We start from the raw sequence: 11,684 nt of genomic DNA on the forward strand, positions 1-11,684 counted from the left end.
CAGCGGGCCCGCGTCCGCCACGCCAGCGAACGCTGAGCCTGCGTCGACGGCTTCCCCAGCCGCAGCGCCTGCGCCTGCGGCGCCCGCATCTGCGGCCCCTGCGTCCAAAGCGCCCGAACCCCCCGCTCCGGCCAGTTCCGACGCGGCCAAGTAGGGCTGCTTCGCCGCGCCGGGTTGCCGTAGCGCAAACAGTTGCGGCGCGCCGATATGCGGCGCGGTCCGCATCCGGCGATAATGCCGGGCATCATGACCTATCAACTCCTGAAAATGCTCCACGTCGCGGCCGTGGTCGCCTGGCTGGGCGGATCGCTGTTCGTGTCGCTCTTCCTGCTGTCCTCGCAACCGCAGGACAGTGAAGAAGCGCCGAAAGAACGCAAGATGCTGGGCGCCTTGCGCCGCTGGACGTTGTACGTGACCACGCCGGCCATGGTGCTGACCTGGCTGGTCGGCCTGCATCTGGCCATGACCTTCGGCTGGTTTGCCATGACCTGGATCTGGGTCAAGGTGGCCTTCGCGCTGGCGCTGTCGGCGCTGCTCGGCATCCAGAGCGCGGCGTTGCGCCGCATGGCCGACGGCAGCGCCAAGCGTCCGCCGCTGGTGGACCTGTATGCGCCGTTCACCGTCATCGCTTCCGCGGTCATCGTGACGCTGGTGGTCGTCAAACCCTTCTGATTCGCGCGGCCGGAAATTTGCCGGGACCATATGCCTGGCCGCCATAACCAAAAGCCCCTGTAATAAGGACTCAACGAACTATTCGTTCGCGCGGTCCGTCCCCCTCCCTAGAATCGTTTCTCTCATAACCGCATAGCCTGAGAGGCGATTCCAATATGACTTCCCGTTTCTTCAAGCGCCTGCTGGGCGCGGTGCTGGCTTCGGCGGCAATGTTCCATGGCCCGGCGTTCTCGGCCGATCCCAAGCCCCTGAAGGTGGGCGTGCGCGGCGGCGTAGACGAGCAGATCTGGGAGGTGGTGGCCCAGGTCGCAAAGAAGAACGGCCTGGCCGTGGAGCCCGTGATCATCACCGGCACCGCCAGTCCCAACGAGGCGCTCAACAACGGCGACCTGAACGCCAACGCCTTCCAGCACATTCCTTTCCTGAACGACCAGATCAAGCAGCGCGGCTACAAGCTCGTGTCCGTGGCCAACACGCTGATCTCGCCCATCGCGTTCTACTCCAAAAAATACAAGTCGCTGAAGGAATTGCCCGAGGGCGCCCGCGTCGGCATTCCCAACGACCCCAGCAACCAGACGCGCGCGCTGGTCATCCTGCGCGACCAGGGCTTGATCACGCTGAAGGACGGATTCGATCCGGCCACCGGCACGGCGACGCTGGCGGACGTGACGTCCAACCCCAGGAAGCTCAACTTCGTGGAAAGCGCCTCCGTGGTGCTGGCGCGCTCGCTGCCGGACGTGGACACCGCGGCCATCGTCAACAGCTTTGCCTATCAGGCCGGGCTGATCGCCACACGTGATGGCATCGCCGTGGAAAAGAAGGAAAACAATCCCTACGTGAACATCATTGCGGTGCGCGAACAGGACAAGAACGCGCCCTGGGTGGCTGAACTGGTCAAGGCCTATCACTCCGAGGAGGTGCGCCAGTTCATCCTGAGCAAGTACGAAGGTTCGGTCATTCCGGTTTTCTGAGGCTGGAATCGGGCAATGATGCAACACGAATTTTCCATGAACGCGCTGGCCGACGCCGCGCCGCGAACGCAGGCCGTCGGCGCGCACATCGTGTTCGAGGGCTTGCAAAAGCGCTATGAGGGCGCGCAGGGGCCGGTAGCCGCGCTCTCCGACGTGTCGTTCTCCATCGCTCGCGGCGAGGTATTCGGCATCATCGGACGCAGCGGCGCGGGCAAGTCCACGCTGCTGCGTTCCATCAACATGCTCGAGCGGCCCAGCGCCGGCCGCGTGCTGGTGGACGGCGTGGATGTGGGCGGCTTGCACGAGAATGCGCTGGTGGGCCTGCGCCGCCGCATCGGCATGATCTTCCAGCACTTCAATCTGCTGTCGGCCAAGACGGTGGCCGAGAACGTGGCCTTGCCCTTGCGCGTGGCAGGCGTGAAGCCCGCCGCCGCGCGGGCCCGGGTGGAGGAACTGCTGGAACTGGTGGGGCTGCGCGACAAGGCTGATGCCTATCCGGCAAAGCTGTCCGGCGGCCAGAAGCAGCGCGTCGGCATCGCCCGCGCGTTGGTGCACGAGCCGGAGATCCTGCTGTGCGACGAAGCCACCTCGGCGCTGGACCCCGAGACCACGCAGTCGATCCTGGCCTTGCTGCTGGACATCAATCGCAAGCTGGGATTGACCGTGGTGTTGATCACGCATGACATGGCGGTGATCCGCGAGGTCTGCCACAAGGTGCTGGTGCTGGACGGCGGCCGCAAGGTCGAGGAAGGCGAGGTCTGGCGCGTGTTCGGCAACCCCCAGGCCGATGCCACGCGGGCCTTGCTGCGGCCCTTGCAGCACGACCTGCCGGGGGACCTGGCGGCCAGGCTCGTGCCCGATCTGCAAGGCCGGGCGGGCGTTGCGGTGCTGCGGTTGCGCTTCACGGGGCAAGGGCGCCCAAATGGCGTGTCCTTGCAGGCGCTGGCGGCGCTAGGCCCCGGCGCGACGCTGCTGCATGGCGGCCTGGACCGCCTGCGCGGTCACGCCCAAGGCAGCCTGCTGGTATCCGTGCCCGCGGGCGCATTACAGGAAGAGGCCACGCGCGCCGCGCTGGTGGCCGATCAGATCAAGGTGCTGGGTTATGTCGCTGCCGATGCTTGATAAGTACCTGCAGGCCTTTCTGCAGACCCTGGCCATGGTGGGTATATCCGCCGTCATCGCCATCGTTCTGGGCCTGGCGCTGGCCGTGGTGCTGACCGTCACCGCGCCCGGCAACCTGTATCCCAGGCCGCGGTTCAACAAGGTCCTGTCGGTGACGGTGAATACCTTCCGCGCCATCCCCTTCATCATTCTGCTGGTGGCGATGCTGCCGTTCACGCGCTTTCTGGTGGGCACCACGCTGGGCACCTGGGCCGCCATCGTGCCGCTGTCGGCCAATCTGGTGCCATTCTTCGCGCGCATCGCCCAGGTCAGCCTGAACGACGTGGACCACGGCCTGGTGGAAGCGGCCAGGGCCATGGGCTGCCGCCGCTGGCACATCGTGCGCCACGTGCTGTTGCCGGAAGCCTTGCCGGGCATCATCGGCGGCATGACGGTCAGCGTCATCGCCATGATCAACGCCTCCGCCATGGCGGGCGCGGTCGGCGCCGGCGGCCTGGGCGACCTGGCGATCCGCTACGGCTACGAACGCTACGAGACCCGCGTCATGTTCGAGGTGATCGTGATCCTGATCGCGCTGGTTTCCATTGTGCAGTTCACCGGCGAATGGTTGTCGCGCCGCGCCGACCACAAACGCTGACTCTGTGCCGCAGCCCGATGCTCCGGCCTTATCCGAAAAACAGGAACACTGACATGTCCGAGTCTACGCAACACGGTTTCGCCACGCGCGCCATCCACCTGGGCTACGACCCGCTGGACGAGCAGGGCGCGCTGGCGCCGCCCCTCTATCTGACCTCCACCTACACCCAGGACAGCATCGAATCCTTCGACCAGATCCGCCTGGGTGAAAAGCAGGGCTACGTCTACGGCCGCACCCGCAATCCGACGCAGGCGCTGCTGGAAGAGCGGCTGGCGTCGCTGGAGGGCGCCGAAGCGGGCGTTGTGACCGCTTCCGGCATGGCGGCGATTTCGGCCACCTTGTTCTCGCTCCTGCAAAGCGGCGACGAGATCGTGGTGGACCAGATCGTGTACGGCACTGCCTTTACGCTGTTCACGCAAGGCCTGACGCGTTTTGGCGTGCGCGCGGTGTTCGCCGACTTCACCCGCCCCGAGACCGTGGCCGCGGCCATCGGCCCCAAGACGCGCGCCGTCTATTTCGAAACACCGGCCAATCCGAACCTGCGCCTGGTGGATATTGCGGCGGTGTCCGCCATCGCCCGCGGCAAGGGCCTGCTGACCATCGTCGACAACACCTTTGCCACGCCGGTGCTGCAGCGTCCGCTGGAGCATGGCGCCGACATCGTGCTGCATTCGGCTACCAAGTACCTGGGCGGCCATGGCGACTTGCTGGCCGGCGCGGTGCTGGGACGCAAGCAACACATCGATGCGATCCGGCTGCAGGGGTTGCGCTACTTCACTGGCGCCACCTTGTCGCCGTTCACCGCTTTCCTGGTGCTGCGCGGCATCAAGACGCTGGAATTGCGCGTGCAGCGCCACAGCGAATCCGCCTTGAAAGTGGCCAGGCTGCTGCGCGAGCATGCGGCGGTGGCAGAGGTGTTCTATCCCGGCCTGGCGGACACGGCGGGCGCGGAGATCGCGCGCCGCCAGCAATCGGCCGGCGGCGGCCTGGTCGCGTTCGAGCTGAAGGGCGGATTGGCCGCCGGGCGTAACCTGCTCAACAGCCTGAAGCTGGCCCGCATCGCGGTCAGCCTGGGCGATCCCGAAACCCTGATCCAGCATCCCGCGTCCATGACGCATGCCAGCTACACGCCGGAGGACCGCGCGCGCTACGGTCTGTCCGAGGGCTTGCTGCGCCTGTCAGTGGGCCTGGAGACGCCCGAGGACATCCTGGCCGATCTCAAGCAGGGCCTGGACCGGGCGTAGTGGCCGCGCTGCGCCACCCCACCCATTCCCCTTGCTCTTCGAAGTTGCGCGGTCCGCGCGCGGCGGCAGCCAGCCCCGCGCGCAGCGCGCCCATTTCCAGTCCGGGCATGTTTTGCAGCAGGGCGGGAGGCAGGCGCTCGACGTCGAGGATCGCGGCCTCGAATTCCATGGCCATCAGCCCGCCGCCGTCGCTGGGCACGCGCAGGAACCACAGGCCTTCCATGTAGTCGCCCGACCAGGGGTCGGGGTAGACGGCCTGCGTATAGCGGAACCCGAATTCATGGATGTCGCTCCAGGGCCAGAACTCCTGCAGCCCCAGGGCGCGCGCCAGCTCGCTGCTGCGCGTGAAACCGGTTGCGTCGAAGCTCACGGTCTCGCGTAGGGGATTCTCGGGCGGTGTCGGACCGGCGAGCAACCGTTTGATGAATGACCACATGGCGCGGAGGCGGATGAAGGGAGGCCAGTGTAGCGGCCTTCGTCGCTGCAAAAATGTTACAACGTTTGATCGAAGTCAAATCCGCGGGGCAAGGCTCGGAGTAGCGTTTGCGCTTTTCCCGACGAAGGCCGCAGGCGCAAGCCCGGCAGCCGCGGACAGGACGATCAGCGTAGCGAGGACAGGATCGATGACAGACAAGACAACCCCAGCCACCGAACAAGCCGTAGCGGAAGCGCCGCGCAAGCGCGCCGCCAGGCGGACCGCCAGCGCGTCCACCAAGCCGGTCGCCAAGGCAGTGGTCAAAACCGTAGTCACGCCTGTGACCACCAGCCGCAAGCCGCGTGCGGCCAAGGCCCCCGCGGCTGTCGATTCCGCGGCGGGCGGTTCCGTGTCCACGGCAGCCGCCGCCGAGCCGGCTCTCAATGTGCGCAAGCGCGTCGTCGCCCGCCAGGATGCCGCGCGGCAGGAGACTGTGGCCGTGCTGGCCGATATCGCCCGTCGCTATAACGTCAGCGCGCCGGCCCAGGCGCGCGAGGCGCTGCGCTCGGTCATCGAGGAGTTGTCGCCGGACGACGCGCAGGCGGTGCATCGTGCGCTGCTGGAAGCCAATTCGGTGGTGCCGCGCACGCGCCGCAATCCCGACGACGAGCTGGCCGCGGACTGGCGCGAAGGCATCTATCCCTATCGCCACCGCATGCTGCGCCGTAACTACGAAAAGCAGAAATACAGCCTGCAGGTCGAACTGCTGAAGCTGCAGGCCTGGGTCAAGGCCACCGGCCAGCGCGTCGTGATCCTGTTCGAAGGCCGTGACGCCGCCGGCAAGGGCGGCACCATCAAGCGCATGATGGAACACCTGAACCCGCGCGGCGCGCGCGTGGTCGCCCTGGAGAAGCCGTCCGACACGGAAAAAGGCCAGTGGTACTTCCAGCGCTACGTGCAGCACCTGCCCACCGCGGGCGAGATCGTCATGTTCGACCGCTCCTGGTACAACCGCGCCGGCGTTGAACGCGTGATGGGCTTCTGCACCCAGAACGAATACCTGGACTTCCTGCGCCAGGTGCCGGATTTTGAACGCCACCTGGTCAGTAGCGGCATCCACCTGGTGAAGTTCTGGTTCTCGGTCAGCCAGGAAGAGCAGCGTCGCCGCTTCCTGCAGCGCAAGGTGCATCCGCTCAAGCAGTGGAAGCTCAGCCCGGTCGACCTGGCCTCGCTGGACAAGTGGGACGACTACACTCGCGCCAAGGAAGCCATGTTCGCGCACACCGACACGGCCGACGCGCCCTGGGTGGTGGTCAAGTCCGACTGCAAGAAGCGCGCGCGGATCAATGCGATGCGCTACGTGCTCAGCCGCATGCCGTACGAAGGCAAGAGCAGCGATCCCATGATGGCCCTGGATTCGCTGATCGTGGGGCGCGCGCTGTAGCCGTTCAGGCGCCCAGCGCCTGCAGGTTCAGCGTGTAGCTGCGGCCGATCCAGACGGCGCAGTCGCGGTGGTCGCGGATCGAGTCACCGGTGTTGGGGTGCATGAAGACATCCAGCGTCCCGTGATGCAGCGTCAGCCAGGTGGCGATCTCCGCGAAGTGCTCGGGCGTGAAGGCGATCTGGTAGCTCCACTGGGGATGCGGGCCGACGGGGCGCTCATGGAAGCGCCCCAGTTCCATCTTGCCGGCAAAGCTTGCGGCGATCCGTTCGCGCAAGGCGTGTGCCGCATCGCGGCTGCCGGCGTCGAAATACACATGGGCGTGCCAGCTGGCGACATCGCTGGTTTGCAGATTGGTCATTGCGAATACTCCGTCGATGTCAGCCGCCAGCGCGCTTGGCGCGGAAGCCTTGTTTTTGCAGGGTGTCCATGACGCGCTCGCAGTGTTCGCCCTGGATCTCGATCACGCCGTCCTTCACGGTTCCGCCCGAACCGCAGGCGTTGCGCAACTGCTTGCCCAGCGCGTTCAGCGTCGCGCCGTCCAGCGCCAGGCCCTTCACCACGGTGACGCTCTTGCCGCCGCGTCCCTTGGTTTCGCGCGATACGCGCGCCACGCCGTCGCCGGCGGCAACCGCCTGCGCGGCCTGCTTGCACAGGCACTGCGCCTGTGGTTTGCGGCATTCGGGGCACATGCGGCCGCCGTCGGTGGAATAGACCAGGCCGCCTGTAGAACTGCTTTTCATGATGGGCTTGCGAATAAGAAGGTTGATGGTCGTCGGCGCGGGCGGATTACTTGCCGCGCATCAGGTCTATCAGCCGCCGGTCGCGCTTGGTCGGGCGGCCGGCCTCTATGCCCAGCGCGGGCTCGGGCGCCAGGCGGCGCATTTCGGCGGCGCGCTCACGGGCTGCGACGCTTTCGGGCGTTTCCTCGTAGAGCTGGCGCGCGACAGGGGCGGGGCCGCGCACCCCGCTGACGCCCATCACCCGCACATGCAGCGCCGGGTCTTCCTTGCGCACCGTGACCAGGTCGCCGGGGGCGACCTCGCGCGCGGGCTTGGCGGGCTGGTCGTTCACCAATACCCGGCCCTTGCCGATTTCCTGCACGGCCAGGCTGCGCGTCTTGTAGAAGCGCGCGGCCCATAGCCATTTGTCCAGCCGGATCTTGTCCATTTTCTTTGTTCCCGCGGCATTGCTGCCCAAGCACCAATGATAGCCGCCGGGGAAACGTTCCGCCTGCGGCGCGCCGTTCCTCCCGCGATCCGGCCTCTTGCTTTCAGCGACCTTGCGTTCACCCTGCCGGAACGCTTAAGCCAGGCTTAAAACGGCCGGTGCGCCGGAACTCGATGCGCGTCTCTCGTCTAACCAGAAACGCGTATCGGAGGGCAATCGACTCATGGACCTGAACTGGCAGCAGCAACTGGCGGAAAGCGGGCTATGGCTGGCGCGTGCGTTCGGCATTTCAGCCGTCGTGCTGGTGCTGGCGGTGGGCTTGCTCGCGCGCTACACGGACTGGGGGCGTAAATTCTGGCGTCTGGCGTGGCCGTATCTGGATCCCCGGCGCAGCTGGCGTCCCTTGCTGATGCTGGCGCTGCTGTTGTTCCTGGCGATGTTCGCCGTGCGCATGACGGTGCTGTTTTCGTTCTGGTACAACGGCTTCTACAGCGCGCTGCAGGCGCTGGACCAGGGCGCATTCTGGCGCTTCCTGGGCATATTCTCGGTGCTGGCCTGTGTGCACGTGGTGCGCACGCTGGTCGACAGCTATGCCGGGCAGGCCTTCGATATCCGCTGGCGCGTGTGGCTCAACGATCGCCTGACCCGCGACTGGCTGGGCGCGGGCGCCTATTACCGGGGACATTTCGTCGATTCCCCCGTCGACAATCCCGACCAGCGCATCGAGCAGGACATCGCCATGTTCGTGACGGGCTCGCGCACGCTGGCGATCGGCGCGCTGAGCGCGGTCGTCTCGCTGGTGGCGTTCACTTCCATCCTCTGGGGCCTGTCCGGCGCCCTGACCGTGGCCGGCGTGGAGATCCCGCGCGCCATGGTGTTCATGGTGTACCTGTATGTGATCGTGGCGACGTTGTTCGCGTTCAAGATCGGGCGTCCGCTGATCCAGCTGAATTTCCTGTCCGAGCGGCTGACGGCGAACTTCCGCTACGCGCTGGTCCGCCTGCGCGAGAACGCCGAGAACGTGGCGTTCTATCAAGGCGAGAACGTGGAGCGCGCCACCTTGTGGACGCGTTTCTCGTCCTACATCGCCAACCTGTGGGCGCGCGTGTACCGGGGGCTGAAGTTCGACGGCTTCAATCTGTCGGTGAGCCAGGTCGCGGTGGTGTTCCCCTTCATCCTGCAGGCGCCGCGTTTCTTCAGCGGCGCGATCAAGCTGGGCGATGTCATCCAGACTTCGCAGGCCTTCGGGCAGGTGCAGGATTCCCTTTCCTTCTTCCGTACCTCTTACGACACCTTTGCGCAGTACCGCGCCACCCTGGACCGACTGAACGGTTTTCTGGACGCCAACGAGGCCGCGCGCGCGCTGCCTGCGGTGCAGACCGAACCCTTGCCCGACGGCCTGGATATCGAAGACGTGCAGGTGGCGCGGCCCGATGGCACGGTCCTGCTGCGCGACCTGAACCTGAGCTTGCGGCCGGGCCAGGCGCTGCTGATCAAGGGACCGTCGGGCAGCGGCAAGACCACCTTGCTGCGTGCGCTGGCCGGTCTCTGGCCGTACGCGCAGGGTTTGGTGCGGCGGCCGCAGGGCGCCTCTGCCTTGTTCCTGTCGCAACGGCCGTATCTGCCCTTGGGCGACCTGCGCGGCGCGGTCGCATATCCGGGGCTGGCGCAGCCCGAGGACGATGCGCGCCTGGCCGAAGCGCTGCGCCAGGTCAACCTGGGGCATCTGGCCGGCCGGCTGGACGAGGTGGCCGATTGGTCGCGCATCCTTTCCATCGGCGAACAGCAGCGCGTGGCGTTCGCGCGCGTGCTGTACAACCGGCCCGCCATCGTCTTCCTGGACGAAGCCACGTCCGCCACGGATGAAGGGCTGGAGCATGCGTTGTACAGCCTGCTGCGCGGGGAGCTGCCATCCTGCATGCTGGTCAGCGTGGGGCATCGCAGCACGCTCGATGCTTTCCATACGGACAGGCTGGACCTGGATGGGACGGGGAGCTGGCGGTTCGGGCCGATGGCCGTGGCGGCTGGCCCCGCGCAGCGTCGCCAGCCTGTGGATGGACGTTCCGATGGGCTGCAGCGGGCGGCGGCCTAGCCGGCCGCCCGGCAGCGTTCAGGTGCCCACGCGCAGCGGGCCGGTCAGCTTGCGCAGCGCGGCGATCACGCTTTGCGCGGTGATGCGGCCGGTCTTGGGATTGGCCGACGGAATGTTCTGGATTTCCATCGAGAACGAGGCCGAGTCGGACACGACTTCGACGCGGTGCAGATTGCGTTCCAGCGAGGGGTCGGCCCAGATTTCGAGGGTGGTCCTGTCCGGACCGATGCCGGCCAGCGACACGCTGACCGCCACGTTCAGGTTGGCAGGAAAGCCCACCGCCGCTTCGCGCGGCGAGCCGCGGAAGATCAGGCGCGGTTCGGTGATGTCCGCGATGTCGATATTGTTGTCGGTCAGGTAGGGCGCGCCCAGCAGGCCGCGTACCGGCTTGCGGGTGATCATGGTGACGGAATGGATGACGCCTTCAGCGGCCGCCGTGATGGCGTCCAGGCCCAGGATGGCGCCCGAAGGCACCAGGATCTGGCCGTGGTGCTGGCGCGCGAGTTCGATCAGGTCGTCATGGCGCAGCAGGGCGCCGGAACTGAGCACCACCATCTTCTTGCCGGCGCGCAGCACGGGTTCGGCGATGTCGCGGAACACCGCGGCGGGCGCGCATTCCACCACCACGTCGCAATGCTCGTGCAGCGCGTCGACGGTGGTGTAGGCAGGCGCGGCCTGGGTCCAGGCAAAGGCCGGCGGGGCCTTGGGATCGCGCACCGCCACGGCGGTGAGCGTCAGGCCGGGCAGGCCGGCGTCCAGGGATTGCGCCACGGCCTGGCCGATGGCGCCGAAGCCGGCGATGCCGACGCGGTAGCTGTTCATAAGGGTCCAGAGTAGGGCCGCGGCGCGCCGCGGGTGGTTCGGAAAGGGCTGGGCGACTATGCGATGACGAGGCGCCGGGCTGCCGGCCACTGTAGCCACCGGGCCGGCAGGCGTCAATGCGGAATGGCGACCATGCCCGGCTACACTTTGCGTCCCAGCCTACAGGAGCACAGGCATGCATATCCTTCCGGAAACGCCGGGCGACCGCGACGCGATCTTCACGCTGACGCAAGCCGCGTTCAAAGACCACCCCCACAGCCAGCAGACCGAGGGCTACATCACCAACGCGCTGCGCGAGGCCGGCGCATTGACGCTGTCGCTGGTGGCGCGCTTGGATGGGCGCATCGTAGGCCACGTCGCGTTTTCTCCGGTGACGGTCAGCGATGGCTCGGCGGACTGGTACGGCCTGGGGCCGGTGGCGGTGCTGCCCGGTCTGCAAGGCCAGGGCATCGGCGCGGCCTTGATCCGGGAGGGCCTGGAGCGCCTGAAGGCGCTGGGCGCGGCCGGCTGCGTGGTCATGGGGGATCCGGCGTACTACGGGCGATTCGGTTTTGCGCAGATGCCTGACTTGACCTATCCCGGCGTGCCGCCGGAGTACTTCATGGCCCAGGTGTACACGCGCCCGGCGCAAGGCCAGGTCGCGTATCACCCGGGTTTCGAAGCGACGGCGTAGCGGGCAGGGGGGGAGGCGGCAGCGTGAATTCCGCGCCGACATAGTAGGCGGCGATGTCCAGGACGCCCGATGCGAGCCGTCCCGCCCATTCATCCAGCACGCGGCGCTCTTCCGCGCCGACCCTCGCTCCCAGAACCAGCCGCAGCGACGCGGCTTCCTCCAGGCCGTAGCGGGTCGCGCGTCCCACCGTCAGCGCGCCCGCGGCATGGTCGGCGGCGGCGCGCTGCACGCACAGTCCCGAATCGGCCAGGGCCGAGGCCAGGTAGACCTGCGGGTCGCGGGCCACCCAATCCAGCACATTGCCGATCTGCCACACGCCGGTTTCGCGGCAGACGCGCGTGACGCCATCGCGGCCGCCGTCCATCATGGCGAACACCACGCGGGCGTCGCGCGCGGACAGCGCGCGGGTCCAGGCGGCGCCCAGC

13 protein-coding genes and 1 pseudogene are annotated in these 11,684 nt (G+C 67.1%); 8 read left to right on the forward strand and 6 right to left on the reverse strand.

Features of this window, described 5'->3' with window-relative positions; translation table 11 throughout:
• Positions 1–246: 246 nt before the first annotated feature.
• The 5 genes from VIR09_RS13390 (at position 247) to VIR09_RS13410 (ending at position 4,646) form a co-directional block, all read left to right on the forward strand.
• The gene (locus tag VIR09_RS13390; protein ID WP_332013305.1) at positions 247–672 is read left to right on the forward strand and encodes a CopD family protein; all 426 of its coding nucleotides are present in this window, start codon (positions 247–249) and stop codon (positions 670–672) included.
• Between the two features lie 155 nt (positions 673–827).
• On the forward strand, positions 828–1,643 hold the full coding sequence (locus VIR09_RS13395) for a MetQ/NlpA family lipoprotein (RefSeq protein ID WP_332013306.1): 816 nt from the start codon (positions 828–830) through the stop codon (positions 1,641–1,643).
• A 15-nt stretch (positions 1,644–1,658) separates the two neighbouring features.
• Complete coding sequence (locus tag VIR09_RS13400; RefSeq protein WP_332013307.1) at positions 1,659–2,765, forward strand: methionine ABC transporter ATP-binding protein; 1,107 nt, start codon at positions 1,659–1,661, stop codon at positions 2,763–2,765.
• The gene (locus VIR09_RS13405) at positions 2,746–3,402 is read left to right on the forward strand and encodes a methionine ABC transporter permease (RefSeq protein ID WP_332013308.1); all 657 of its coding nucleotides are present in this window, start codon (positions 2,746–2,748) and stop codon (positions 3,400–3,402) included. Before VIR09_RS13400 ends, VIR09_RS13405 begins: the two co-directional genes overlap by 20 nt.
• A 53-nt stretch (positions 3,403–3,455) precedes the next feature.
• A complete protein-coding gene (locus VIR09_RS13410; RefSeq protein WP_332013309.1) occupies positions 3,456–4,646 on the forward strand; it encodes a trans-sulfuration enzyme family protein in 1,191 nt (396 codons plus the stop codon).
• Here the strand turns inward: VIR09_RS13410 and VIR09_RS13415 are convergent.
• Entirely contained in the window at positions 4,621–5,016 is a 396-nt protein-coding gene (locus VIR09_RS13415; protein WP_332013310.1) for a hypothetical protein, read from the reverse strand. The two genes, VIR09_RS13410 and VIR09_RS13415, sit on opposite strands and share 26 nt — an antisense overlap.
• 253 nt (positions 5,017–5,269) lie before the next feature.
• Between VIR09_RS13415 and ppk2 the strand changes: the two genes are divergently transcribed.
• On the forward strand, positions 5,270–6,505 hold the full coding sequence (gene ppk2, locus VIR09_RS13420; protein ID WP_332013311.1) for a polyphosphate kinase 2: 1,236 nt from the start codon (positions 5,270–5,272) through the stop codon (positions 6,503–6,505).
• A 4-nt stretch (positions 6,506–6,509) separates the two neighbouring features.
• On the opposite strand, the gene VIR09_RS13425 is transcribed toward ppk2, so the two are convergent.
• The 3 genes from VIR09_RS13425 to VIR09_RS13435 are packed head-to-tail and all read right to left on the reverse strand — an operon-like array spanning position 6,510 to position 7,672.
• Positions 6,510–6,863 carry a DOPA 4,5-dioxygenase family protein gene (locus VIR09_RS13425; RefSeq protein WP_332013312.1) on the reverse strand — a complete coding sequence of 118 codons (354 nt, stop codon included), beginning with the start codon at positions 6,861–6,863 and terminating at the stop codon, positions 6,510–6,512.
• A 19-nt stretch (positions 6,864–6,882) separates the two neighbouring features.
• Positions 6,883–7,245, reverse strand: coding sequence for a translation initiation factor Sui1 (locus tag VIR09_RS13430; RefSeq protein ID WP_332013313.1), 363 nt, complete (start codon positions 7,243–7,245; stop codon positions 6,883–6,885).
• Positions 7,246–7,291: 46 nt separating this feature from the next.
• Complete coding sequence (locus tag VIR09_RS13435) at positions 7,292–7,672, reverse strand: RNA-binding S4 domain-containing protein (RefSeq protein ID WP_332013314.1); 381 nt, start codon at positions 7,670–7,672, stop codon at positions 7,292–7,294.
• Positions 7,673–7,895: 223 nt separating this feature from the next.
• Between VIR09_RS13435 and VIR09_RS13440 the strand changes: the two genes are divergently transcribed.
• Positions 7,896–9,764 carry an ABC transporter ATP-binding protein/permease gene (locus VIR09_RS13440; protein ID WP_332013315.1) on the forward strand — a complete coding sequence of 623 codons (1,869 nt, stop codon included), beginning with the start codon at positions 7,896–7,898 and terminating at the stop codon, positions 9,762–9,764.
• A gap of 18 nt (positions 9,765–9,782) precedes the next feature.
• On the opposite strand, the gene VIR09_RS13445 is transcribed toward VIR09_RS13440, so the two are convergent.
• A complete protein-coding gene (locus VIR09_RS13445) occupies positions 9,783–10,586 on the reverse strand; it encodes an aspartate dehydrogenase (RefSeq protein WP_332013316.1) in 804 nt (267 codons plus the stop codon).
• 175 nt (positions 10,587–10,761) lie between these two features.
• Between VIR09_RS13445 and VIR09_RS13450 the strand changes: the two genes are divergently transcribed.
• Positions 10,762–11,259, forward strand: coding sequence for an N-acetyltransferase (locus tag VIR09_RS13450; RefSeq protein WP_332013317.1), 498 nt, complete (start codon positions 10,762–10,764; stop codon positions 11,257–11,259).
• Here the strand turns inward: VIR09_RS13450 and VIR09_RS13455 are convergent.
• Positions 11,186–11,684: pseudogene (locus VIR09_RS13455) on the reverse strand (hypothetical protein); the annotation flags it as partial. The gene VIR09_RS13450 and the pseudogene VIR09_RS13455 sit on opposite strands and share 74 nt — an antisense overlap.

The organism is Achromobacter sp., assembly GCF_036567245.1.
Lineage (GTDB): Bacteria > Pseudomonadota > Gammaproteobacteria > Burkholderiales > Burkholderiaceae_B > Achromobacter.

What these genes read in the sequence shown, in the direction of transcription:
- VIR09_RS13450 (WP_332013317.1), top strand. Translation starts at nt 10,762, where the DNA reads ATGCATATCCTTCCGGAAACGCCGGGCGACCGCGACGCGATCTTCACG.
- VIR09_RS13400 (WP_332013307.1), top strand. Translation starts at nt 1,659, where the DNA reads ATGATGCAACACGAATTTTCCATGAACGCGCTGGCCGACGCCGCGCCG.
- VIR09_RS13410 (WP_332013309.1), top strand. Translation starts at nt 3,456, where the DNA reads ATGTCCGAGTCTACGCAACACGGTTTCGCCACGCGCGCCATCCACCTG.
- VIR09_RS13430 (WP_332013313.1), bottom strand. Translation starts at nt 7,245, where the DNA reads ATGAAAAGCAGTTCTACAGGCGGCCTGGTCTATTCCACCGACGGCGGC.
- VIR09_RS13440 (WP_332013315.1), top strand. Translation starts at nt 7,896, where the DNA reads ATGGACCTGAACTGGCAGCAGCAACTGGCGGAAAGCGGGCTATGGCTG.
- VIR09_RS13405 (WP_332013308.1), top strand. Translation starts at nt 2,746, where the DNA reads ATGTCGCTGCCGATGCTTGATAAGTACCTGCAGGCCTTTCTGCAGACC.
- VIR09_RS13435 (WP_332013314.1), bottom strand. Translation starts at nt 7,672, where the DNA reads ATGGACAAGATCCGGCTGGACAAATGGCTATGGGCCGCGCGCTTCTAC.
- ppk2 (WP_332013311.1), top strand. Translation starts at nt 5,270, where the DNA reads ATGACAGACAAGACAACCCCAGCCACCGAACAAGCCGTAGCGGAAGCG.
- VIR09_RS13390 (WP_332013305.1), top strand. Translation starts at nt 247, where the DNA reads ATGACCTATCAACTCCTGAAAATGCTCCACGTCGCGGCCGTGGTCGCC.
- VIR09_RS13445 (WP_332013316.1), bottom strand. Translation starts at nt 10,586, where the DNA reads ATGAACAGCTACCGCGTCGGCATCGCCGGCTTCGGCGCCATCGGCCAG.
- VIR09_RS13425 (WP_332013312.1), bottom strand. Translation starts at nt 6,863, where the DNA reads ATGACCAATCTGCAAACCAGCGATGTCGCCAGCTGGCACGCCCATGTG.
- VIR09_RS13395 (WP_332013306.1), top strand. Translation starts at nt 828, where the DNA reads ATGACTTCCCGTTTCTTCAAGCGCCTGCTGGGCGCGGTGCTGGCTTCG.